Consider the following 22,608-nt stretch of genomic DNA (forward strand, 5'->3'; position numbering starts at 1 on the left):
AGAGATTGGAGAACTGTATCGAAAGCGCTGGCAGATTGAGTTGCTATGGAAGTTCTTAAAGATGCATTTAAAATTAGATCAGCTCATTACGAAAAATCAAAATGGCGTAGCAATACAGATCTACATGGTCTTAATTGCTTATGCCATCTTGCAGTTAATAGAATTGCCGCAATTCTATAGTCAGACGCTACTAGATAAATTGCGATATTTGCAAGTTGTACTCGGTCGCTATGGCTCAATCAGTCATTGGAGCTATGATTTACTGCCAGAAACTCTTGTTGCCTAGAATATGAAGTTTTGTGTTTAGATTCAACACTTCTGGATCAATCTCAACCAAAATCTCGTCTAGTCGAATTTGTTCATCGCTGCTTAAGCCATTCATATCCTGACAGTTACGAGACAACAGCTCACGCAACTCTGCTTGTCGATCGCTCGTGAGCTGACTGTGGGCTAAGGTGGTTAATTCTGTGGGACTCAGCCCAGCTAAGCAGTCTGGATCTTGCAATAAATGTAATAAGATATAGCGCTGAAAAAGATTTTTCGCCTTTCCAGAATCGTGAATTAGAGCGCCCATAAGCCGATCGAGCAGGTCTAACCGATCGCCCTCAGGCAGTTGCAGAATAGCTTCGAGAAGCTGGGATTCAGTCATGGTCTGGGGTGTCAATTTTGCATGAAGCCCAATTACTCTCACTCTAACGCGCCCCAATGCTGGACTGGAAAGAGATCCGTGTCCAGTTGGGCTAATTAGCATTTTTTCACGGTGGCCAGCGCTCTTTGAATTATGACTCGCGACCCCGATTCTAGGTTTTCTGATTAGATTACAATTGAGTTATATGGTCATTGAGGTTAAATCTAATGAGCACCTCTTCTTATTCCGATCGCGTTGCCCAGCGTCGGGCTGGGATTGGCAAATTTGCCAAACAACAACCGGACGTGATGCGTACCTTTCGGGAACTGAACCGGGTTGGGGGCGAGGCCCGATCGCTCGATGCCAAAACCAAAGAGTTGATTTCCCTGTCGATCGCCGTGGCCCTGCGCTGCGATGACTGTATTGGTTTCCATGCTCAAGCCTGTTTGAATGCTGGCGCAACGCCGGAGGAAATTTCAGACGCGCTTGGTGTGGCGATCGTGATGGGAGGCGGCCCCGCGCTGATGTATGCCAGTCATGCGATGGATGCGGTGGCAGAATTTAGCGCGGCGGCGGAATCGGGGCAGTAGTTCGGCTCTGGGTTGCGCCAGGGGTTTGTTCAGCGAAAAGGCAAGTTTTCAGACCCAAAAGCCCGATCGACTCTCAAGGGTTCGATCGGGCTAATCGTCATTGAATTGATCGTGGGCTAGGCCCTAAGCGCTGGGGCCAATCTGAGCACCAATTGACGATGACTAATCACCGATAGAAACCAAAAATGTTGCTTCTCCGTTGGCGTGGCGGCCAGAAATGACCAATCCTGAAATTGCTTCTCCATCGCCCATCTTGTGAATTGTCAGCTCGATAGTCTTTGGGTCATCAAAAGCGGCAACCAGGGCCCGTTGACCTGCCTCTGCATCATCGATGTTGTCCAAAATCAGAGAAGCAGAGAGTTCAGCCTGGAAGTCATTTAACGATCGCAGCTCTGAAATAATTGCTCGCGGTGCATCTATTGATCGTCCATAGACCATCTTCCATGCATCCCGATAAGCCTGACTCCAGTGCTTACCCACAAAATACTTGTACTTCTTCAGCGCTACGTAGCTGAGGTCATCTTCGGGCTTCAAAACCTCATAGAAAACAGCGCTGCCAAGAAACGACTGGGTAGGGCCACCATAAATTTCTTCCAAGTCAGTTACATACTGGGGTGAATTTTTGCGCGCAATCATGAACTTTTGCTCCGCAACCAATAAAGAGGGAAATTGCAACACTAAGTGGATCAACCTCGTGAATCAGTTTGCATTCCCCCCGGTTTTTGGCTTCTTGAAATTCAGATTCAATACTGATTGCTTTAAGAAGACAAAAAACCATGCTGACTCATGATTGCTTGATAGTGTATTTTGCTGCTTTGACGAAACTATCAAGAAAAATCGATTTTTGCAATCCCTGCCATCATTTCAAGGCTGAATTGATTTGTTAGAAGTATTACCGCTGTGATCAATTGATACCAAATTAGACCATTTACTTGTATAAACAATGACCTTGAGGAAATAATTCAAAATAAATCTGAGAAAAATTTAAACTAAAATTTGGTTTGGAATCTATATCGATAAAAATCAAGCAATTGATTGATGATTTCGTGAATTTGAATGCATGAACATATGTCTTTAGCTAAAATTTTGATTGCCAAAGTAGCAAATTTTGATCGAAGTCAACGTCCATTGAGGCCAAGGCTTGCTATCGATAGGGCTGTCATTAAGATGATGCGCTTTCGCTGCAAGGACTCGCTGATCCCAAGCTGCGATCGATCCTGAATGGACGTTGACTGGATCGCTGAACCGAACCGGAACTGACGGCCTGAGGATTAGCCCAAGGCGAACTTTAAACGCATCATCAGGCGGGGAATGTAGGTATAAAACCGATCATGGCGAAGCTGAATCGCATCAATGCTGCAACTGCCGCAATGGACTCCTGGCGGCGGAACGGCAATCCGCTGCACCACTTGGTCGGAAACGCCGGCCCAGGGCAAGTGACCCACGGGACTTTGCAGGGAGCGGTTTAATTCCGACTCGTTGCGCCAATCGCTGCTGATGAAGTCCTGTTCGGTGCGGGGGGCGGCGATTTTCCAACCGACGCGATCGCGGAAGTTGTTCACGGCCGCTTCCAGGTTGGTGGGATGGGCAATGGTGGCCGCTTGCCAGAGCCGCAACTGCACGCTGAGACCGAAGCGGCCGTTGCTGGCCGTGAGCCAGGCTTGGTCAATTTCGCGAATCAGGGCCGGGTCAGTCAAGGCGGGGCCAGCCGGTGGCATGGTGGCAGATTCGGGGGCCAACAGGCGGCGCGTGAGGCGATCGGCCTCGACCCAGTTTTGGGCTTGCAGGTGGGTTTGGAGTTGGGCAATCAGTTGGCGGGCTGCTGCGTCGGTGGCTGGGGTTTCGGTTTGGCAAGTCCCAATGGTCGATCGGGCAAATTTGCCAGCTCCGAAGTAATGCACAATCTGGATTTGTTTGGGCTGGCCGGCCATGGGTCGCAAGCTGACGTAAAGCCCATGGGCCGAGGCGGGTGTGCCATAGAGCCGATCGCCATTATTGGGTTGCGCACGAAACTCGCCATCAAAGGGCAAGCGGGAAAAGTCCGCATCGGGAGCCAATTGCCGATAATCCTGAACCACGGCGTTTCGGATCAGGGTTTGCAGATGCCCGTTGCGGGTTTGTGTCAACACCGTGAGGGTGAGGGGGGTTGTGCCGGAAGATTCGGGCCCCGCTACTGGCCCCGCCACTTGATAGGTCAAGGTGGTGTTGGATCCCCAAGTCGCCATGGTTTCGCAGGTGAGGCGGGTTGGGCTGGCCTGGGTTGGGCTGGCTTGGGTTGTATTGGTTTGGGTTGTACTGGCTTGAGCCGTGCTGGTTTGGATTGTCGTGACGGGAATCGCGTTGGTTGGGCCTGCGTTGGCCTGCGCCGCGATCGGGTGGGTGGCGGTGGCCATGAGAGCCAGGGTGAAAGCATGGCTCCATCGCTGGAAAAGCGCGAGTTTCAACATAACGGAATCACAAAATGACGGAATGGCAAGCAATTGGGTTTGCTATCCGTGTTATCCGTTCCGTTAGCGTTGGACTCAGGAGCAATGGACGCTTCCTGAAGTTGATCGCCATTAACGGGCGATCGGGGGCTGGTTGCTGAAGTGGTTATAGGCGGCGCGGGAATAGTCGCGGATGGCTTCGGCGGCCTTGGGATCGTTGGGGGCCCGTTCTGCCAACACGGCAATTCCGTAGCGACGGCCGTTGGGGGTGTCTACCAAGCCTGTGTCTGCCAACAGCTTCGCCAATGTGCCGGTTTTGTGGGCCACCTCGCCACCTTTACCAACGCCCTTCGGTAGCAGACTGTTGGCCGCCGTGCCGCGCATGATGCTCAACAGCCGATCGCGCGATCGCATGGAAACCAATTCGCCCCGGTTAATCAATGCTGTTAATTGCACTAAGTCCCGAGCGGTGGTGCGGTTCAAACCGGTAATATCCGGCAGCAAGTCGCGGATACTTGTGCCCTGTAGCCCCCAGGATTGAAACCGCTGGTTCAGGGGGCCAGAGCCACCCGTGCGGGCCATGATCATGTTGGTGGCGGTGTTGTCGCTGATCACAATCATTTGGCGGGCGGTGTCGATCGCGGAGAATTTTTGGCCCGGTTTTTGATATTGCATCGTGCCCGCCTCGGGAGCCACAAACCGCGCCTCCATGGTCAGCATTTCATCAAGGCGAATTTTGCCCGCATCCACATCCTGAAAAAAGGCCACTAGGATCGGCACTTTAATCGTGCTGGCGGCGGCGACCGATCGGGTATCGTTCCAGGCGGCAAAATCTCCCGTATCCAAATCCAAGGCAGCCGCATGAAGAATTAGGCTGGGATAGCGAGCGGCAATTTTTTGGAACTGATCGCTCAATGAGGCGATCGGCTGGCGAAAGGCGGATCCCGGCGGCGGCAACGCGGGGCTGGCCAGTTGTTTTTGGCCTTGGCGCACCACTTGGTTAATCTGTGTGCCAGCGGGGGAAGCCGTTTGGCGCATGGCCGGATCAAAGGCCATCAACACCGTGCCCACGATCGCCCCTAAACCAGCCCCCACAATCAAGGTGCGCAAAGCCTGTAACCACAGAGGGTCGCCCTTGCTGCGGCGAGTGGGCGGCCGGTCTGGGGCTGTTGGGCGGGGCCGGGGCGATCGCCCGTTGGCCTGGCCCGGTTCCGGGGTGGTGGGCCGGGTCAGCCGATCGACCGTACTTTGCAACCAATTTTGGTGAGCGGGAGGCCGAGCACGGGAACGACGCGCACCGGGCGGCGGGGGCACAGCAGCCAGGGGCCGAGGGGCAGGCAAAGGGCGAGGGCGATCGGGCGGTTGGGGCATGGCAAGTTCGGTTTCAGCCCAAAATTTGGCGGCCATCCCGAGCCAATCTCAAGATCGGGATGGCTGGCATTTTACTGGCCAGAGTTGGGGCGCGGCAAATGGTCGATCGCCCAATTCAGTTGTTTAATGGCTCCCCACAACAGCGCCACATCATTTTGGGAAGGATTTGCCCGCTGCAAGATTCGCCGCAATTTTTCCATGCGACTGCTGGCCGTGTGGGGATATAAAAAGCCCGATCTCAACAACAGATCTGCCAAATCTTGATGGAAATGCTCCACTTGCTCAAAGGGGGCCAGGGCGATCGGCTCGGGGGCAACTTGGGGGTGAAGAGTAACCTCGGGGCCAGGGCTGGTTTCTGGGGCTGGGCGGGCCCACTCATAGGCACAAACCGCCACCGCTTGGGCCAAGTTCATGGAGGGATAGTCATCGCTGGTGGGAATGCGGATGAGTTGTTGGGCATATTTCAGCTCGTCGTTGGTTAAGCCCCGATCTTCCCGCCCAAAGACCAACGCCGCCGATCGCCCGGCCCGCAACCAAGGCAAGGCCGCCGCTGGTTCCCGCACCGGCACAGGAGAATCCCAATCTCGCCCGATCGTGGCTCCAACCCGATCGCACCCGGCCAAGGCCTCGGGCAAGCTGGCCACCTCGATCGCTTCCTCCAGCAAATCCCGCGCGTGGATGGCCATTTGCAGGGCTTCGCGCCCCAGTCGATCGCATTGGGGATTCACCAACACCAGCCGCCGCAACCCAAAATTCTTCATCACCCGCGCGACGGAACCCACATTCAGCGGCCCGGCCGGTTCCACCAGCACGATCGTTAAAGACATGGTTCAAAAAAGGTAAAAATCAAAAGGCAAAAGGCAAAAAACACAGAGAAAAAACACAGAGAAATAGAACGGCTAGCCCAAATTTTCCTTTTTCCTGCTCCCTTCTGCCTTCTTCCTTTTTCCTTTTTCTCCGCACCCTAGGGGCCCTGTAGCCGTCGCCAAGTCCATTGGCCGTCCGGCTGTCGATGCCAACGCAGCAGTTGGGCCGGCGACTCGCCACCGTAGGGATCCGCCGACTCGGGCAGCCGACCCAGGGCCCGACGCGGCGCAATGGTGGCCAGGGCGATCGCCTGTTCCGGGGTGCAAAGTTGCCAACGAATCAGGTTCAAAACCCCCTCCAGCAGGCTGAGGGTTGTGCCCGACAAAGTGCCATCGGACAGGCGAGCTGTGCCGTTTTTCACCTCAATGGTGCGTTCATCCCAAGGATAGATTCCGTCGGGCAACCCCAAGGGAGCCAAGGCATCGCTCACCATAAACAGCCCCCTGTGGCCCTCGCTGGCCCGCAACAGCACTTGCAACATGGTGGGACACACATGCACCCCATCGGCAATGAAGCCACAGCGCACGCCCGATCGAACAATGGCCGCACCCAAAAGCCCCGGTTCCCGGTGGTGCAGTGGCGGCATGGCATTAAAAGCATGGGTGACCATGGTGGCTCCCCGATCGAACGCGGCCATGGCTTCCGCTGCCGTGGCCTGGGAATGGCCAAGGCTGACGGTAATTCCGCGCGATCGCAGCCAATCGATCGCCTCGCCCGTGGGATCCAATTCCGGCGCGAGGGTCATCTTGGCCACCTGGGCCGCGTGGGAGCCAACCACCGCCGCCACCTGATTGACCGTCAGGGGCAACAGGAATTGCTGTGGATGGGCCCCGCGCTTTTGTGGATTCAGGAACGGCCCCTCAAGATGTGCGCCCCAAATTTCCGCCCGATCGCCCGCTGGGTATTGGGTTCGGTAGTCCTGATAGGCCGCCAGCGTGGCCAGGCTTTGGTGAACTTTCTCGATCGCCGTGGTCACAATCGTGGGCAAAAAAGCCTGCACCCCTTGCCGCCACAGCAATTGGCAAATGCGATCCACTTGGGGCAAATCGGCCAAGGTCAGGTCTGGAAAGGCCAAACCCAAGGCTCCGTTAATTTGCAAGTCCACCCCACCGGGCGAGAGCCAATCGCCATGTAGGTCGATCGCATCGGCATTCAGCAGCGTGTCCGCCCGATCGCCCACCCCAAAAATCTTGGGATCATGGGGGTCAATTTCCGCCACCAACCCCCGATCGTCGCAGGTCAGGTCATAGAGTCCCGGTCGATCGATCAGTCGGGCGCGGTGGATGCGTCGATTTTGCCAATGGGTCATCGATCAATCATGATTGGGTGGCTTTGGCGGAAGCTCAGAAACTGAAGCTCAAAAATCGGGTCTATATCAGGTCTAAATCGAGTTGATCACACCAGCTTGGTGCTGTGCGATCGCGCCAACGCCTTAAATTTGAACAGGTTAACCGACTCTTTCCCCCTGCACAACCATGGCCACCCCCGCCTCCCCCCTGATTGGCATCATCATGGGCAGCGATTCCGACCTGCCCACCATGGAAGCCGCGATCGCCGTTTGCGAAGAATTTGGCATTCCCACCGAAGTGGCGATCGTCTCTGCCCACCGCACACCCGATCGGATGGTGAATTATGCCAAAACTGCCGTTGATCGGGGCTTGAAAGTGATTATCGCAGGTGCAGGCGGCGCAGCTCACTTACCCGGTATGGTTGCCGCCCTGACGGTGTTACCGGTGATTGGCGTGCCCGTGAGCACCCGCCAGCTCAGTGGCGTAGATTCCCTGTATTCGATCGTGCAAATGCCGGGGGGGATTCCCGTGGCCACCGTCGCGATCGGGAATGCCAAAAACGCCGGACTGTTGGCGGTGCAAATGTTGGCGGCCCATGACCCCGAGCTGTTGGCCAAGGTGCAAGCCTATCGGGACGGCTTGCGGCAAATGGTGGAAGACAAACAAACCCAGCTCGATCGCCTTGGTTACCGGGCCTACCTGCAACAGGGTTAATTAGCGGCTGAGAAACAGGGCTGAGGAAGCATGGCTCGATCGCCCCGGAGGCCTGGGCAAAGACCTCAACCGCTTCATTGCCTCCGGGGTGGCCGCAGGACTTGTATCAAATTTGACTTCTAAAATTTTCTCAAAAACGTAAAACCTGAGTCTCTCTTGTGCCGGTTAATCATCGGTGAACTCGTGTCCTATGGCCTGAGTTAGCGATCGGCCTTTGGGAGATTTGCACGATTTTAGGGGCGATCGGGTCTAGGATGGCCGCTCAACCATCCCCCGTGGATTACTTCGCTCCTTGCATTGATCGCGATCACTCATGCCAATTGATATTTTGATGGCAATGACGTGATTGGGATCATGCCCAATTAATAAGTTTAAAAATTTGATAAAGTTTCGTCTAATCTTGAGCTGTTCCTAAATTTTTCATGAACAACCGTTCGATTATCATCGAGCTGGTGTGCTCAAGGGACAGCCACAAACTCCACACTCTCCACAGCCACGTTCTCCACAGCCTTCTTTCCCTGCGAAAGATTGTCACGCTCTTCCCTTCTAGCCAGTCCCGATCGTTTCAAAATCAGACACTGAATCAGACTCTGAACGTGCTGATTGGGTTCCCCGTCTATCAATCCATCTGCCCCCTCTGATGCGTGGTTTGGTTGGGGTTCTGGGACTTTGGGTCACTGGTTCTGATCGCTTCAACCAGTTTGGTCGATCGCAAGATTTCTGCGATCAATAGCCTGTAGGGGGCAATCCCCTTGAATGGTTCAACTCCCTCTCAAATAGATGGTTTCACCCCCAATTGCTGAGACCCATGATGAAGCCGCTTGGCCTATTTGGCAACGGTAGATCAGTGGCTTCTGATTGCTCGTGACTTATAGATTTGTTCTGTTTTTATCATTTTCAATTGTTTTTTTGTCAAATCATGTTCGCTTTGATACGCAAGGCTTCTGTTTTTTCGATGATCTGTGCCAGGATCCGTTTAGGGGTTTTCGTGATTTTTAATCAACTCCGCTACTCGCAGATTTTTGACACATTTCCCAATCAATTCCATCAAATAACTCAATTGCGTACTCGGTTTGATGATGGATAGACTTCTGACCCGATTTTGGCTTTAGTGCTGGCTGACTCTTAACGCTGTCGGTGATGAATTACAGGTCAGTTGCAGACAGGTTGCAAATTATTAACGCATCAGCCCGATTCCTTGTAATTTTCTTTTGGGATCAGTGATTTCAAGTCCCATAAAAACGGGAATAGTTATTTAGGGGAACTTAGATTTAGCAATGATTTTGGTCTTCAATTTATGCCTGGAAATCGAACTGAATTCCAGGCGCTCCAAGGGCTTGGCCGTGAGGTATCTATGGGAAACCTGAAGGGCCAGTGCAGGATCTGACTTGGTGGCATTGATTGCCGATTCTGTTGTTGCCATGCTGGTAATAATTATGACGGAGTTTGAGGGGGGAAAGGGGGATGCAAGGGCTGTTGGCGGAGAGATGGAAAGGGTGCAGAGGTTATGGAGCGATTGTCGGAGGTCAAGCCGTTTGCGACTGGTTTGCAACCGCAGGGAGTGCAGTTGGTAATGGATCAAGAAACTGCTCAAGCGAATGAGCGGGCCCTGCGAACTTTAGAGCGGGCAATTGTGTTGTCAGAGGGTCAGTTTTCTCTGGTGTTGGTGCGTTGTAGTTATGAGCGCTTGCGTCAGAGTGTGTTGGATTGGGTAGCCGATCGCTCGGGAGAGGGGCAGCCGTTCGATCGGGTGACTTGCCTGGTGGTTCCGCCCACCATCAAAACGCTCTATCCGTTGGTGGCGGCGATTTCGGATCCCTGTCCGCCCCGGGCGGTGATGGTGCTGGGGCTGGAGATGGCGGAGTCGCTGGATACAGTGTTTGCGCTGGCGAACCAGATGCGCGATCGCTTCAAGCAGTTGCCGTTCCCGATCGTGTTGTGGCTGACGGATGAAAGCCTGGACAAGCTGAAGCGGGTGGCTCCGGATCTCAAGAGCTGGGCCGCCACGCCGGTTCGGCTGGAGATGGACACGCAGGGGGTGATTGACTTTTTGCGGGAGCGGGCCAGTCAGGCGTTCGATCGGGCCTTTGCGGCTTCGGCGGGCTATTCAATCTATCAACTGCCGCCGGCCTTGGCGGAGGCCCGCCACCGGCAGGAGCTGGCGGCGGCGCGGGCGGACTTGGCCAAACGGGGCGTGCAGTTGGATGTGGATTTGCTGGCTAGTGTGGAGTTCCTGGAAGGGTGGACGGCCATGGGCCGGGGGGACTATGAGCTAGCGCTGAAGATGTTTGGCAATGCGTTGGACAGTTGGCAAACCTTGGCCCAAGCCTTGCGCCCAGCGGCCGCCAATACCAACGCCAACGACAACGCCAATGAGCCACCGGCCGCTGTGAACACAGAGGGGGCGATCGCCCTGCCCCGGTTGCCCATTTCCCCGATCGAAGCCCAAGTTCGTTCAGGCCTGTTGCGGTTTTATGTGGGGTTTTGCCATGCGCGTTTAGCCCTGGGCAACAGCAATCCCGTGGAATTGCCGGAAAGCCAGTCGGCCCGGGCCCAGCGCTGGCGACTGGCTCGAGAAGCGCTACAGGCCTGTGCGGATTGTTTCGCAGCGCTCGATCGCCCCGATCTCACGGCCAAGTTCATTGGGTCATTGGGGGAAGTGCTCCAAGAACTCCACGACTGGTTGGGGCTGGAGCAATTGGCCCAGGTGGCAACGGCGCTCCATGGCGCACCGGATCATCCGGGGAACCGGGCTGAGTTGGCTCGGGACTGTTGCTTTTTGGCGGAAGTGGCCCTGGTGCAAACCCGTTGGGAACAGGCCTGCGAGTGGGCGGAGCGGGCCTTGAACCATCTGTCCCATGCCAGTGCCCATGACCCAACGGCCCTGGGGCCCGATCTGTTGCGGGCGGTGCGGTTGCGCCAAAGCCAAGCTTGGTTTCTGTTGGGGGAAGCCAATTGGCATTTGGGGCGCTCTGGTTTAGCCATCAGCCATTTGGAGCGGGCCCGGGCCACGGTTTGGAACTTCGAGCAACCCCAGTTGACGGTGCGGTTGTTGTCGCGGTTGCGGGAGGTTTATTTCCAGCAAACCCGCTACCTGGATGCGTTCCGAACGAAGCAAGAACTGCGGCGCGTGGAACACCAATGCAGTTGGTTAGCGTTTATTGGCGCGGGCCAACTGCAACCGCAACCGGCGGCCCTGGTGGACGATGGCATGGTGTTGCCGGTGGCGGCCCCGGAAATTGCCGCCTCTGGCCGCCAAAAAGATGTGGAAAATTTGATCGCTCGCTTGGCCCGGGCCGATCTGAAGCTCACGGTGGTGCATGGTCATTCGGGGGCGGGCAAGAGTTCGTTGCTGAAAGCCGGTTTGGTGCCGGAGTTGCATCGGCGGGCCTTGGGCGATCGGGATGTGTTGCCGGTGACGATCGAGGTTTATACGGACTGGATCGCAGCCACGGAAAATGCCCTTGATCGAGCGGCTGACCAAAAGGGTCTCGACAACGATCGCACCCTCACCACTTGGGACGACCTGGCGATCGAGGCAAATATTGCCCTGCCCAGTTTGGATCTGTCGGTCAACAGCCAAGGGCTACGGTTGCGGGCCCTGCTCGATCGGCTTCAGCAGTTGAGCCAGCAAAACTTCGCCATCATTCTGATCTTTGACCAGTTTGAGGAATTGTTTTTCCACTGGCCCACGGTGGTCGATCGCCAGCCCTTCTTTGAGTTTCTGCGCGATTGCTTGAATGTGCCCTACGTCAAGCTCATCATCTCCATGCGGGAAGATTACCTACATTTCTTGCTGGAGTGGGAACGGGCCACGGACTTGTCAATCATTGACGACAACGTGTTGGCCCGCCAGGTTCGCTATTACGTGGGAGACTTTTCGCCCGCCGATGCCCGTGCCACGATCCAAAGCCTCACGGAGCGATCGCGCCTGGGCCTGGAACCCGACCTGATTGATGCCCTGGTGGGTGAATTGGCCCGCGAAACCGGTGAAGTCAACCCGATCGAGCTGCAAGTGGTGGGGGCCCAACTCCAGGCCGATCGCATCGTCACCCTAGCCGAATACCAGCGGGAATATGGCTCCAAAGAAGTGCTCGTGGAGCGCTACTTGGAAAACACCATTCGCGACTGCGGCCCCGAAGGCGAAAACATCGCTCGCGAAGTGTTATTCCTGCTCACCGCCGAAAATGGCACTCGCCCCCTCAAAACCCGCACCGAGCTAGCCGTTGAACTGGGAGCCAGCGATGGGCAACTGGAACTGGTGTTGAACATTTTGTCCGGAGCCGGTTTGGTGGTCATGTTCCGGGAGTCCACCGCCGACTTCTATCAACTGGTGCATGACTACCTCGTCACCTTCATTCGCCAGCAGCGCCAAGCCGACGAACGGGCCCGCTATCGTCTCACCCAGTCCCAACTGAACGCCATCCTCAAAAAACGAATTCAGGAACTCTATGCTGCTGGCGCAGTGCTCGGAATTTTGTTTTTGTCGTCCTCCAGTTTTGCGGTGTTGTTGGGGGCCGATGAAATCAGCGCCCAAATTGATGCCAGCACCGCCGTTTCGGAGGCCCTGATTGGTTCCAACCAGCCCTTTGAGGCCCTGCTCTCGGGTCTTCAGGCCTGGCAGCAACGGAGCCAACGTCAATGGCTGCTGTGGGCCAAACCCAACGCCCGCTTGGCCACGGAGCTGAAGGTGGGAGCCAGTTTGCAGCAGGCCCTCAAGCATGTGCGGGAGGTGAACCGCATTGAAGGGCGCTTGGGCCATGTGGAAACGGTTTGGGACGTGAGTTTCAGTCCCGATGGGCAATTTCTGGCCACGGCCAGCAGCGATCGCACCGTGCGGTTGTGGCAGCGCAGCGGAGAACCCCTGGCGGACAACCAAGGGCGACCGATCGTGCTGAACCATGAAGGGGCCGTGACCAACGTGGTGTTCAGTCCCGATGGGGAATTTTTGGCCACCAGCACCGGCAAGCGGGGAACCGCTGGCAAATTGCGACTGTGGAACAGGGCGGGCAAATTGGTGCGGGAATTGGGTGAACATCCGGCCCGCATCAACAGCGCCGCCTTCAGTCCCGATGGGCAATTGATCGCCACGGCCAGCGACGATCGCACCGTGCGCCTGTGGAACCTTCAGGGCCAAGTGGTGCGCCAACTGACCACCCACGGCGGCCCCGTGCAATGGGCCAGCTTCAGCCCCGATGGGCAACTGATCGCCACGGCCAGCGACGATCGCACCATCAAGCTTTGGAACCTGGACGGCCAAGAACTCGCCACCCTTCGCGGCCATGGCAACAGCGTCATGAATGTGACCTTCAGCCCTGATGGTCAATTCCTCGCCTCCGCCAGCCTGGACAAGACCATCCGCATTTGGACCCGATCGGGCAAACCCGTGCGCATGTTATCGGGACACCGGGATGGTGTCTTAAGTGTGGCCTTCAGTCCCGATGGGCGCTATCTGGCTTCCACCAGTGAAGACAAAACCATTAAATACTGGACGTTTTGGGGCAACCTAGAACAAAACTTCGCTGGCCACACCGATCGGGTCACCAGCGTGGCCTTCAGTCCCGATGGGTCTACCCTGGTCACCAGCAGCTACGATCGCACCGTTCGGTTTTGGCGTTTGCAGCCGGAATCGATCACCCAAATCACGGCCCACACCGATCGCATCTATGGCGTAGACATCAGCCGCGATGGGCAAACCATCCTGTCCGCCAGCCGCGATCAACAGGTGAAACTGTGGGATCGCAACACCTACCGCCCCACCCACTTCCAGGATCCCGGCGGTGGGGTGCGAGTGGCCGCCTTCAGCCCCGACAGCCGTTGGGTTTTGGTGGGCAGCAACGATGGGCGGGTGCGGCTTTGGTCGCGATCGGGCCAACTGCAACGGGTCTTTGCCGATGAACTGGTGCTGCGGAACAACCCGATCGAATCCAACAACATTTCCAGCGTGGCCTTCAGTCCCGATGGCAAACTGATCGCCGCCACCTATCGCAGTGGTCGCGGTTACCTGTGGCAACCGGACGGCAAACAGGTGGCCGCCTTCAAGCTCACCTCCAGCGACGATCGCGCCAAACGACTCAACAGCATCACCTTCAGTCCCGATGGTCGCATCCTGGCCACGGGTGGAGATGATGCCCTGATTCGACTTTGGACGTTGCAAGGGGAACCCATCCGCACCCTCGCGGGCCACAGCAGCTTTGTGAATGATGTCACCTTTAGTCCCGATGGGCGTTACATTGCTTCCGCTGGGGACGATAGCACCGTCCGCCTGTGGAGTGCCAACGGTTCCCTGCTGCAAGTGTTGGGTCATGGGGATGCGGTCAACAGCGTGCGGTTTAGCCCCAATGGTCAGTTTTTGGCCGCCGCCAGTTGGGATGGTTCCGTGACCCTTTGGAGTCTGGATGGCAAGATGATCAAGGTTTTTCGGGAGCACAAATCCGGCGTGGGCGGCGTGCGGTTCAGCCCCGATGGCAAGCTGTTGGTATCGGGAGGGTTTGATCAGCAGTTGGTGATTCGCGATTTGGACTTGGAAAACTTGCTCGATCGCAGTTGTCGTTGGCTTCAGGATTACCTGCGACCCAAGGGCGAAGCGGCGGGCAACTTGACGCAACTGGCGCGGGCCTGCCGCAATCGCTTTCGCCCCTAGTCGATCGATCCAATCAGGCCAATCCAGCAAATCAGGCCAATCCAGCAAATCAAGCGAATCGATCCCCAGCGAATCGATCGACTGGTAAATCCAGCCCTTGCTACTGAATCGACTAAATCGACGGCCTATCCAACACCAGATCCCGCGTATTCTCGCGCATTCCCGCGTATTCCCTAGGGCAGCATCGTGGCGGCGGCGGCTCGCATCTTGGAAAGGGCAGTCCGTTCAATTTGGCGAATCCGTTCCCGGGTGAGGTTCAAATCTGCCCCGATCGCCGCCAATCGGGCATCCCCTTGAATTAAGCCAAACCGCCGCATCACCACCAGTCGCTCCCGTTGATCCAACAGGCCCAGCAGGGTCACCAAAGCGGCGCGATCGTCCACCGCATCCAACACATGATCCAGATTCACACTGGCATCGGGAATCAGGTCGATCGCATGGTCAGAATCGCAATGATTCGTCAGCGGCGCATCCAAACTCTTGGGCGGCCGACCATAGGCTAACAACGTCTGCAATTCCGTAACCGTCAGCTCCATCGCCGCCGCCACCTGTGCCGTGGTGGGCGGGTGGCCCAACTGCCCCGACAGTTGAGCCGTCACCTTCCGCACCTTGCGCAGGCGATCGTTCACCTGAATCGGTAGCCGAATCGTCCGGCTTTGGTTGGCCAAGGCCCGCGCCACCGCCTGCCGAATCCACCAAGTGGCATAGGTGCTGAACTTGTAGCCCAAGCGCTCATCAAATTTTTCGGCGGCGCGATCCAGTCCCAAGCTGCCCTCCTGAATCAGATCCAGCAAATCCAGACCCCGACCGGTGTAGTGCTTGGCAATGGACACCACCAGCCGCAAATTAGCCGCCACCAGCCGCGCCTTGGCCTGCCGCCCTCGCCGGGCGATCGCCTTGGCCCGCGCAGACTGGGGCTGATCTCGATCGCGCAGGGATTGCCAAGCCCGAATGGCCGCACCCAGTTCTCGCTCCTGTTCCGTGGTGAGGAGGGGAATTCGCCCAATTTCCTGCAAATAGACGCGCACCGTGTCAAAGTCAAGGGTTTTACGCATGATCGTGAGTGCTTCTTGCTTGCGACTTGCCGAAAAAGACTGCTAGCAATCCTCAGTCATCCCCAAAGGCAGCTCCAGAGATTGCCCCACAGACATCCCCACAGACATCCCCGCGAGAACGGTCACTGAGGGACGAGTTTGTAACGACAGCTTGGTGAATAGCGTTCGCTCTGGAGGCGACCTTGATTGGTGACTTCGATTGGCGACTTCGATTAATGTACAATATTCGTACAGATATCACAAGGCTAAAATCTGCGCAAAAAATCCTCAACGAAAAACCCTCAGCCCAGAATCCTCAGTCCAGAGTCCTCAACGAAGCCGATCGCCCTTGGGAAGAGGGTAATCATGACTTTGAGCGTGAGTTTGAGCATGTTCAAGGAAGGATCGATGTCCCCTCAGCGAGAAGGTAGTGATCAAGGTGGTGAGCATCGATCGCCCTACTCGCTGGGTCACCAAATAAAAAGCGGGAGCCATCATTCACTGGCTCCCGCTCCGTCATCTCTACCAATATTTTTTTTTGCAACAAGTTTTGCAACAAAAAGCTGAGGGGATAGACCATCCCCACTGGCAAGCTTCTACAGGTTGCCGCCCCGGAAGGCCAAAATAAACACAATCACCGGGCCGGCAATCACTAGAAGTGCCAACGTGGTCAGTTGCCCCACCACCAACCAGTTAATGCCGCCGATCGCATCCGTCAGTGCTTCCATAGTCTTCCCAGTCCCTTTAGGTCTTGAAATCGGTTTTGAGTCGTTTTTGAGTCATTGATGATCTGAGACGCTCTGGATCATGAATGACTCGTTGATGCTCTGATCAGGGTCTGATCATGGGCCGAGTGGCTGGGCCAAGCTGGTTTCTAAGCCAGATGTTGCCACCCATCATTGCGAAAAATCGATTCAATTATCCTACGGTTGGCGACTCGGGAGATTTAAGAAAGTTTACAAAAATCCATCTCGACTCCCATGAAGCGGCTGGGGTTGTCTGCGGGTCGGCCGTGGGCTGGCGAAGTTGACCCGATCGCCCAATCCCCATCGAGCCTGAACGCATCCGTTTGATAGAATATCTCCGTTCGGGCGCTCGCTCGGTGGCATGGCCTGAGCGCGCTGTGTTGGAAAATACGGAAAAATCCTATGACGATCGCCTTTCAACTCGTTCTTTTTGCGCTGGTTGCGTTGTCGTTGATCTTGGTTGTGGGTGTGCCAGTGGCCTATGCACTTCCCCAAAGCTGGGATCGTTCCAAGCCCTTGCTGTACCTGGGTTCCGGTGTTTGGTTCCTGTTGGTGATTGCGGTAGCCGTTTTGAACTTCTTTGTGGCTTAGGGTTCGATCGCAGCCGCTACCACAAGTCAAACCAATACCAATAGCCATTCAAACAGTAGCCCTGAGCCGCTGTGCAAGGTTAAAAGCAAGGTTGATGGGGGCGATCGCTTGCCCCTAATTTGTTTTGGCCAAATTTCTTGGCGAATTGAGTTTCTTGGCCAATTGAGTCCAGTTTTGAGTGCAACATGGCTGTTTTTGAAGGAAGTTTCGATCGCGCTGGATCACAACGATTTGCCATCGTTATTGGCCGCTTTAACGACCTGATCACCAGCAAATTACTGGCCGGTTGCCAAGATTGCCTCAAGCGCCATGGGGTGGATATTGACCCCCAAGGCCGCCAGGTGGACTATGTTTGGGTTCCCGGTAGCTTTGAAATCCCCACCGTTGCCCGCCAATTGGCCCTCAGTCAGCGTTACGATGCCGTGATTTGCCTGGGCGCAGTGATTCGCGGCCAAACGCCGCATTTTGATTACGTTTGCGCGGAAGTTTCTAAGGGAATTGCCGCCGCCAGCTTCCAAACCGGTGTGCCGGTTGTGTTTGGCATTGTCACCACGGACACGATGCAACAGGCTTTGGAGCGGGCAGGCATTAAGAGCAACTTGGGTTGGAACTATGCCATGAGCGCCCTTGAGATGGCGAGTTTGATGGCACAGGTGCGGACGGTGGCTCCGGCGGTTGACGCACCCCCGATCGCCCTAGGATCTTTGCCTCCCACCCTCTCGGAAGCCTAAAACCCCCAAACCCAAATTGTCGCGTGATCAATTGTGGGTTGATCGCGCGATTAATTCATGATTAACCAGCATGAACGGGTATTAACGGGTAACAATTTGCTCGATCGCCTGCTTCAGTTCTTCGGCACTGAGATCCGTGATCACAAAGACTTCTTGAATTGTTTTGCCCTTGCGTGCAATTAGCTTGTAGCCGCCTCGGATCGGTACGGAAACTTTGAGCTGTAATTGGGGGCTGTTGCTGCGACCATGGGAGAGCACGGCCGGCGTGATGGTGCTGATGCCCGTCACTTGGGTTAGCTTTTCCAAAATCGGAATCAGCCCATCCAAATGAGTGGAATGGTTCCAAACCAGTCGCCCTGAAGTGGGGGCGGCTTTGGCTTTTTTGGCGTTTTTTGGGGACTGGTCTGGCTCGGGCGATCGGGAATTGGCTTGGGGGGCAGGAATGGCGGCGGTGGGTTGTTTTTTGGATTTTGCCATGACGTGGGGCGCTGAATTTAGGCGCTTTCTAGGGGAGCCATGGTTAGTCCTTCGCGGCTCAGTTGTTGGTGATAGAGTTCTGCTTGTTCTTGGGGGCCAACCCAAACAATGGCTTGTCCTTCGTTATGAATTTGATAGGTTAATTTCCAAGCCCGATCGGTTGTCATATTTGGAATATATTTCGACAAGCAATTGGCGACGTGATTGAAAGTGTTCACGTCGTCATTCAAGACAATTACTTTATAGTTTGGATAGGTTTTGCGGACGGTTTGATCGGTTCGTTCAGGAGTCTTGACCGGGGCTGTGGTGGCAGCCCGATGCAATGGTTGAGGGGCGAGCACAGCAGTCATAGGGGCGATCGAGCGGTAGTTTTGCGGGGACAGAAAGCAGCGATCGGTTGAGCCAAATACGCAATGATCAGACTGATGCAAATTGTAACAAAATGATTTGGATTCGCGGCTCGATCGCGCCACTAGCGATCGCCCGCCTGATTCAATGCCAAATTCAACAATTGCTCGGCAATGCGGCGAGCGGCTCCGGGCGGGCCCAACCGTTGCCGGCCATTGTCGATTTTGACCTGCCATTGGGTTGAATCTCGAAGTAATTGCTCGATCGCCTCCGGGAGTTCCGTTGGCTCCTGAATCCAAGTGACAGAGGGGCCCAACAGGCGGGTTTGGGCTTCCGCAAAAGCGGGGGTGAATTGGGGCCCGTTGCCCGACAGCGTAATGGCCGGCTTGCCCAAGCCCACCACCTGTTCCGTGGCTGTGCCGGCCGTGGCGATCGCGAAGTGAGCCGCCTTGGCCCAATCCCAAAACCGATCGCTAGCCAGCTCCAACTGGGCTAACTCGTAATGCCATTGTTCCCCGGTGCTCGATCGCCAGCCGGCCTGCTGAAGGGCCTGCTGAAGCGGCGCACGATCGATTCCAGGGGCGATCGCCGCCTGCAACATCACCCCCCGTTGGGCCAAATCGGGCCAGGCTTGCAACGCCGTCAACATGCGTCGCCAATTGTCCAGCACCTCTGGAAAACGCGACCCCGGCAACAGCAACACGCGCAAGGCTGACCCCGGCTCCGGCCGAGCGCAATCGGGCAAATCCCCCGTGAAGCCGTCCATCATTGGATTGCCACAGTCAAAGGTGCGATCGGGCAGCCAGCGCCGCAAAATCTGAGCCGTCAGTGTGTCGCGCGGAAACAAACCCCGACAGCGCGATCGTCCCATCAACCACCGTTCCCAGGGCAGATAAACCGAACCCGACCAGCCCTCCCAACGCCGGGCCCCCAAAAACTGCCCTTGACTATCCCGCAGGTAATATTCCGATTTGGCCGTGCCCACAAAGCCATAGGGCGCACCGCTGGCCCAAGCAAACAACAGGGGCACAATGTCACCCACCGCCAACACCAACAGCGGTTCTTTGCTGGTTGCCCGGTGTGTTTGCACCCACTGCCGCACCGATCGCCACTGTTGCCAAGTCAGGCCCACCAGACCCCCGCGCATGTCCCGCAGCAGTTGGCCCGCATCCATATAAACAAAACCGCCCGACGGCAGGGTTTTCACTTCGCCAATAATCGGGATTCCGGCGCGTCGGTAGGCGTTTCCTTCTCCCACCAGTGGCAAAGCGAATCGATCGGGCTGGGTGGGCAACTGTGCAAAGGCTTGCAGAATTTGCACCGCGATCGCGTCTTCACCATGGCCATTGCTGATGCACAGAAGCTTCATGGCACGAACCGATCGGTCAGCCGTTTTGGCACAACAACATCCATCAGGATCATTCAGCTCAAAAGACTAGTTAGCTCAAAAAACTAAGCTCAGAATCAAAGCGGGCGGCGGGAATCGAACCCGCAACGACAGTTTGGAAGACTGTAGTTTTACCACTAAACTACGCCCGCGAAGGCTGGTGGTTGGGTTTTTGGCAACCCGGGCAATCATTCTATCAGAGCCAAGGCCGATCGCACCGTCTCCGGTCAATTTAATTTCGGTCTGGCTTTGGCCACCCGATCGGGGGCTGGGCGGTGGTGAATGTTTGGCGGCGGAGAGGCTGGCGCTACGTGATGATGGGGGGCGATCGCGATCGAGAGGTGGTGATTTGACCAACCAGCACCACCGCCACCCAACTGAGCTACTGACGGTAATGAACAACCATCCCAAAGCGATGCGGGCGAGCACGGAGGCGCGATTGATCTATCAAGGACGATCAGACATCAACCAAGTGGAAGTGATCAACATGGTGACTGAATACCTCCGCGATCGCGCCACCACTCCTTGCAACCAATCGCAGTGATCGCCGTGGCTAGACTGGGAGTGAGCAGCATTTGCGGAGGATGCCTATGTCTGTTTCGCCTGCGATCGCCTCGTCGTCTGATCCGGTGATTGATTCAGAGGCTGGGGCGATCAAACCAATTGTATATTTTAGGTCAGTTGGTCGATCAATGACTGAATAGGAATTCTGAGTTCAGGAATGTCTTGAGTAGCTGTGAGCCAGACTGTTTCAAGATCAACACCAAAATAGTGATGAATCAACTTATCTCTCATGCCTGCCATTTGACTCCAAGGAATTGACGATTGTTGATCCCGTAATTCCGATGAAATCTGCTTAGTTGCTTCGCCAATGATCTCTAGCTGACGAATTACACCATCTTGAATCAGTGAATTTTTTAAAAACTTGTCTTTGTCAATTCCTTAAAACTTGTCTTTGTCAATTCCTTGCAAATAGAGACTTATTTTCTGAATAGCATCGAGAATATGTTGCAAGTAAATCGAGTCATTGAATTTTTTCATGATTTACAAAGTCTAATTTTTGAGAATCTTGATTTGCGTCGTAAATAATCTTTAATTCGCTCAGAATATCATTTCGCAAATAGGGAGAAATTGCGCCTTCGGTGAGGAGATCAACTGGGCGATCGAGGGCGACGGTGAGTGCTTGTTCGAGGGCAATGCAAGCTAACAAGCTAGTGGGGCGATCGAAGGTCACCACTAAGTCAATGTCGCTGTTTTCGGTGGCTTCGCCTCGGGCCATGGAACCAAACAGACCGATTTTGCAAACATGGTGCGCTTGGCAAAGGGTGATCAGGCGATCGACATCAAAGGGCAAGGGCAGCATGGGGCGATCGAGCAGGGTGGTTGCTGTCTAGTGTATCGGGCGGGAAATGGCAGCGGCTAGACTGGGAGTGAGCAGCATTTGCGGAGGATGCCTATGTCTGATCAGGAGCGGTGGCCAGCGAGGTAAGCCAAGCGTCAGCCACTTGCGGATAAGTTACGGGAATTGGGTGTTGATCCAGATTCGTTGGAATGAGTGGCGTTAGAGTTCAGTGTTCTTAAAACGTGGAGTGAGCTAATGACCGGGCAATAGCTGGTGAGGATCGAGCAGCAACCACTATCGCGACTGGAAAATGTTTTGCACCATCACCCGATCGAGGCCCGCCGCCACCCGATCGAGTTCGGCCACTTCGCCCGCATCCAGCAACCAGCCGATCGCCCCTGTGTTTTCCTTGGCCTGAATCAGGGATTTGGCCCCAGGAATTGGCATAGCGCCCTTGGCGATGCACCAGTTCAGCGCCACTTGGGTGATGGTTTTGGCCCTTGCTTGGGCGATCGCTCCCAGGCAATCGAGCAAGGGTTGCAGTCCCGGTAATAGTTGCCGAAACAGCACCCCGCGAATTCCCTTTGGGAGGGTCGTTTGGGGGTTGTATTTACCCGTGAGCAAACCCAACCCCAGAGGGCTGTAGGCAATCAGTTTGATCCCCAGTTCATCGCAGGTGTCCTTCAGTCCCAACTCCGTGACCGGGTAGGTGGACAGCAAGGAATATTGCACTTGCAACGTGGCGATCGGGATGCCGCGTTCTTGGAATCGGCGGTGAACCTGTCGTAACCGCTGGGGGCCAAAGTTCGAGAGGCCCACACCGCGCACCAGTCCTTGTTCGTAGAGGTCGCACAGCCCATCCAGCAGGGCCCATTCTTGCCAGGGAGCATAATTGGCCGTTGACCAGTGCAGTTGGGCCAAGTCCACTCGCCCCAGGCGCTGGGCTGAAGCTGCACAGGCCCTGACCATGGATCCCCGAGTCAGTCGCCAAGGATAGGCCGCGAGTTTGGTGGCCAAACAGAGGCGATCGCCCTGAGGCCCCTGATAGTCCCGGGCAAATTGCCCCAAAAGTTGCTCACTGCGGCCGTTCAGCCGTCCCGTGCCGTAGGAATCGCCCGTGTCAAACAGCGTCACGCCGGCCGCCACGCAGTGGTTAAACACTTGCTGCAACTCGCTGTCCATGGTTTCGTCATAACCCCAGAGCAGCCGGTTGCCCCAAGCCCAAGTGCCGCAACCCATCACGGGCAGGGCGATCGCCGAATTCTGCATGAGTCCGAGTCTGTTGACATCCTCCCCATCCTAAAGGAGTGGGGATTCTGGCCCTAGACCAACAACCGAAGTGGTTCGGCGAGACTATCGGTTGATGCTATCCCGTTTGATCCGACTCAGCACCCCCCACGGTTAAGCTCAATCATCGTCTCTTG

Annotated in this window: 21 protein-coding genes and 1 tRNA gene; 7 read left to right on the forward strand and 15 right to left on the reverse strand. The window is 55.7% G+C overall.

Going from position 1 to position 22,608, the window contains the following annotated elements:
* The coding region (locus tag H6F46_RS10230) for a transposase (protein ID WP_242027764.1) at positions 1–286 on the forward strand (286 nt) is incomplete at its 5' end.
* Here H6F46_RS10230 and H6F46_RS10235 read toward each other — a convergent pair.
* On the reverse strand, positions 260–649 hold the full coding sequence (locus H6F46_RS10235; protein WP_190355291.1) for a hypothetical protein: 390 nt from the start codon (positions 647–649) through the stop codon (positions 260–262). The two genes, H6F46_RS10230 and H6F46_RS10235, sit on opposite strands and share 27 nt — an antisense overlap.
* 206 nt (positions 650–855) lie before the next feature.
* Here H6F46_RS10235 and H6F46_RS10240 point away from each other — a divergent pair, with 206 nt between their 5' ends.
* Positions 856–1,218: a carboxymuconolactone decarboxylase family protein gene (locus tag H6F46_RS10240; RefSeq protein ID WP_190355290.1), complete on the forward strand. Its 363-nt coding sequence runs from the start codon at positions 856–858 to the stop codon at positions 1,216–1,218.
* A gap of 162 nt (positions 1,219–1,380) precedes the next feature.
* Here the strand turns inward: H6F46_RS10240 and H6F46_RS10245 are convergent, their stop codons facing one another.
* The 5 genes from H6F46_RS10245 to nagA all read right to left on the reverse strand — a co-directional run bounded on the left by H6F46_RS10245 (position 1,381) and on the right by nagA (position 7,191).
* Positions 1,381–1,854 carry a hypothetical protein gene (locus H6F46_RS10245; protein WP_206753582.1) on the reverse strand — a complete coding sequence of 158 codons (474 nt, stop codon included), beginning with the start codon at positions 1,852–1,854 and terminating at the stop codon, positions 1,381–1,383.
* A 635-nt stretch (positions 1,855–2,489) separates the two neighbouring features.
* The gene (locus H6F46_RS10250) at positions 2,490–3,665 is read right to left on the reverse strand and encodes a GUN4 domain-containing protein (RefSeq protein WP_199291499.1); all 1,176 of its coding nucleotides are present in this window, start codon (positions 3,663–3,665) and stop codon (positions 2,490–2,492) included.
* Positions 3,666–3,776: 111 nt separating this feature from the next.
* Entirely contained in the window at positions 3,777–5,051 is a 1,275-nt protein-coding gene (locus H6F46_RS10255) for a serine hydrolase (protein WP_190355288.1), read from the reverse strand.
* A gap of 35 nt (positions 5,052–5,086) precedes the next feature.
* Entirely contained in the window at positions 5,087–5,842 is a 756-nt protein-coding gene (locus H6F46_RS10260; protein WP_190355287.1) for an RNA methyltransferase, read from the reverse strand.
* Between the two features lie 137 nt (positions 5,843–5,979).
* Positions 5,980–7,191: an N-acetylglucosamine-6-phosphate deacetylase gene (nagA, locus tag H6F46_RS10265; protein WP_190355286.1), complete on the reverse strand. Its 1,212-nt coding sequence runs from the start codon at positions 7,189–7,191 to the stop codon at positions 5,980–5,982.
* A gap of 166 nt (positions 7,192–7,357) precedes the next feature.
* On the opposite strand from nagA, the gene purE reads away from it, so the two are divergent.
* Both purE and H6F46_RS10275 read left to right on the forward strand, forming a co-directional pair.
* Positions 7,358–7,885, forward strand: coding sequence for a 5-(carboxyamino)imidazole ribonucleotide mutase (gene purE, locus H6F46_RS10270; RefSeq protein WP_190355285.1), 528 nt, complete (start codon positions 7,358–7,360; stop codon positions 7,883–7,885).
* A gap of 1,507 nt (positions 7,886–9,392) precedes the next feature.
* Positions 9,393–14,528 carry a WD40 repeat domain-containing protein gene (locus tag H6F46_RS10275; RefSeq protein ID WP_190355284.1) on the forward strand — a complete coding sequence of 1,712 codons (5,136 nt, stop codon included), beginning with the start codon at positions 9,393–9,395 and terminating at the stop codon, positions 14,526–14,528.
* A 173-nt stretch (positions 14,529–14,701) separates the two neighbouring features.
* Here H6F46_RS10275 and H6F46_RS10280 read toward each other — a convergent pair whose 3' ends face one another.
* Together H6F46_RS10280 and psb30 are read right to left on the reverse strand one after the other, a co-directional pair.
* On the reverse strand, positions 14,702–15,583 hold the full coding sequence (locus H6F46_RS10280; RefSeq protein WP_099532927.1) for an RNA polymerase sigma factor RpoD/SigA: 882 nt from the start codon (positions 15,581–15,583) through the stop codon (positions 14,702–14,704).
* A gap of 575 nt (positions 15,584–16,158) precedes the next feature.
* Complete coding sequence (psb30, locus tag H6F46_RS10285) at positions 16,159–16,290, reverse strand: photosystem II reaction center protein Ycf12/Psb30 (RefSeq protein WP_099532928.1); 132 nt, start codon at positions 16,288–16,290, stop codon at positions 16,159–16,161.
* A gap of 420 nt (positions 16,291–16,710) precedes the next feature.
* Between psb30 and psbZ the strand changes: the two genes are divergently transcribed.
* A complete protein-coding gene (gene psbZ / locus H6F46_RS10290) occupies positions 16,711–16,899 on the forward strand; it encodes a photosystem II reaction center protein PsbZ (RefSeq protein ID WP_190355283.1) in 189 nt (62 codons plus the stop codon).
* 185 nt (positions 16,900–17,084) lie between these two features.
* Positions 17,085–17,630, forward strand: coding sequence for a 6,7-dimethyl-8-ribityllumazine synthase (gene ribH / locus H6F46_RS10295; protein WP_099532930.1), 546 nt, complete (start codon positions 17,085–17,087; stop codon positions 17,628–17,630).
* Between the two features lie 81 nt (positions 17,631–17,711).
* Here the strand turns inward: ribH and H6F46_RS10300 are convergent, their stop codons facing one another.
* The 4 genes from H6F46_RS10300 to H6F46_RS10315 all read right to left on the reverse strand — a co-directional run bounded on the left by H6F46_RS10300 (position 17,712) and on the right by H6F46_RS10315 (position 19,994).
* Complete coding sequence (locus tag H6F46_RS10300; protein ID WP_242027903.1) at positions 17,712–17,981, reverse strand: DUF2103 domain-containing protein; 270 nt, start codon at positions 17,979–17,981, stop codon at positions 17,712–17,714.
* Positions 17,982–18,124: 143 nt separating this feature from the next.
* Positions 18,125–18,457: an ATP-dependent Clp protease adapter ClpS gene (clpS, locus tag H6F46_RS10305; protein WP_099532939.1), complete on the reverse strand. Its 333-nt coding sequence runs from the start codon at positions 18,455–18,457 to the stop codon at positions 18,125–18,127.
* A 122-nt stretch (positions 18,458–18,579) separates the two neighbouring features.
* Complete coding sequence (locus H6F46_RS10310; RefSeq protein ID WP_190355281.1) at positions 18,580–19,824, reverse strand: lipid-A-disaccharide synthase-related protein; 1,245 nt, start codon at positions 19,822–19,824, stop codon at positions 18,580–18,582.
* Positions 19,825–19,923: 99 nt separating this feature from the next.
* A tRNA-Gly gene (locus H6F46_RS10315) sits at positions 19,924–19,994 on the reverse strand.
* Between the two features lie 20 nt (positions 19,995–20,014).
* Between H6F46_RS10315 and H6F46_RS10320 the strand changes: the two genes are divergently transcribed.
* Entirely contained in the window at positions 20,015–20,386 is a 372-nt protein-coding gene (locus H6F46_RS10320; RefSeq protein ID WP_206753583.1) for a hypothetical protein, read from the forward strand.
* Positions 20,387–20,514: 128 nt separating this feature from the next.
* Here the strand turns inward: H6F46_RS10320 and H6F46_RS19840 are convergent, their stop codons facing one another.
* The 3 genes from H6F46_RS19840 to H6F46_RS10335 all read right to left on the reverse strand — a co-directional run bounded on the left by H6F46_RS19840 (position 20,515) and on the right by H6F46_RS10335 (position 22,453).
* On the reverse strand, positions 20,515–20,781 hold the full coding sequence (locus H6F46_RS19840; protein WP_347278331.1) for a DUF86 domain-containing protein: 267 nt from the start codon (positions 20,779–20,781) through the stop codon (positions 20,515–20,517).
* 85 nt (positions 20,782–20,866) lie between these two features.
* On the reverse strand, positions 20,867–21,205 hold the full coding sequence (locus H6F46_RS10330) for a nucleotidyltransferase family protein (protein ID WP_190355279.1): 339 nt from the start codon (positions 21,203–21,205) through the stop codon (positions 20,867–20,869).
* A 273-nt stretch (positions 21,206–21,478) separates the two neighbouring features.
* Entirely contained in the window at positions 21,479–22,453 is a 975-nt protein-coding gene (locus tag H6F46_RS10335) for an aldo/keto reductase (RefSeq protein WP_190355278.1), read from the reverse strand.
* Positions 22,454–22,608: the final 155 nt, after the last annotated feature.

This window comes from Limnothrix sp. FACHB-1083 (assembly GCF_014696485.1).
GTDB lineage: Bacteria > Cyanobacteriota > Cyanobacteriia > CACIAM-69d > CACIAM-69d > CACIAM-69d.

Excerpts from the sequence above, each read along its gene's own strand:
- H6F46_RS10235 (WP_190355291.1), bottom strand. The coding sequence starts at position 649 with ATGACTGAATCCCAGCTTCTCGAAGCTATTCTGCAACTGCCTGAGGGC.
- H6F46_RS10240 (WP_190355290.1), top strand. The coding sequence starts at position 856 with ATGAGCACCTCTTCTTATTCCGATCGCGTTGCCCAGCGTCGGGCTGGG.
- H6F46_RS10245 (WP_206753582.1), bottom strand. The coding sequence starts at position 1,854 with ATGATTGCGCGCAAAAATTCACCCCAGTATGTAACTGACTTGGAAGAA.
- H6F46_RS10250 (WP_199291499.1), bottom strand. The coding sequence starts at position 3,665 with ATGTTGAAACTCGCGCTTTTCCAGCGATGGAGCCATGCTTTCACCCTG.
- H6F46_RS10255 (WP_190355288.1), bottom strand. The coding sequence starts at position 5,051 with ATGGCCGCCAAATTTTGGGCTGAAACCGAACTTGCCATGCCCCAACCG.
- H6F46_RS10260 (WP_190355287.1), bottom strand. The coding sequence starts at position 5,842 with ATGTCTTTAACGATCGTGCTGGTGGAACCGGCCGGGCCGCTGAATGTG.
- nagA (WP_190355286.1), bottom strand. The coding sequence starts at position 7,191 with ATGACCCATTGGCAAAATCGACGCATCCACCGCGCCCGACTGATCGAT.
- purE (WP_190355285.1), top strand. The coding sequence starts at position 7,358 with ATGGCCACCCCCGCCTCCCCCCTGATTGGCATCATCATGGGCAGCGAT.
- H6F46_RS10275 (WP_190355284.1), top strand. The coding sequence starts at position 9,393 with ATGGAGCGATTGTCGGAGGTCAAGCCGTTTGCGACTGGTTTGCAACCG.
- H6F46_RS10280 (WP_099532927.1), bottom strand. The coding sequence starts at position 15,583 with ATGCGTAAAACCCTTGACTTTGACACGGTGCGCGTCTATTTGCAGGAA.
- psb30 (WP_099532928.1), bottom strand. The coding sequence starts at position 16,290 with ATGGAAGCACTGACGGATGCGATCGGCGGCATTAACTGGTTGGTGGTG.
- psbZ (WP_190355283.1), top strand. The coding sequence starts at position 16,711 with ATGACGATCGCCTTTCAACTCGTTCTTTTTGCGCTGGTTGCGTTGTCG.
- ribH (WP_099532930.1), top strand. The coding sequence starts at position 17,085 with ATGGCTGTTTTTGAAGGAAGTTTCGATCGCGCTGGATCACAACGATTT.
- clpS (WP_099532939.1), bottom strand. The coding sequence starts at position 18,457 with ATGACTGCTGTGCTCGCCCCTCAACCATTGCATCGGGCTGCCACCACA.
- H6F46_RS10310 (WP_190355281.1), bottom strand. The coding sequence starts at position 19,824 with ATGAAGCTTCTGTGCATCAGCAATGGCCATGGTGAAGACGCGATCGCG.
- H6F46_RS10330 (WP_190355279.1), bottom strand. The coding sequence starts at position 21,205 with ATGCTGCCCTTGCCCTTTGATGTCGATCGCCTGATCACCCTTTGCCAA.
- H6F46_RS10335 (WP_190355278.1), bottom strand. The coding sequence starts at position 22,453 with ATGCAGAATTCGGCGATCGCCCTGCCCGTGATGGGTTGCGGCACTTGG.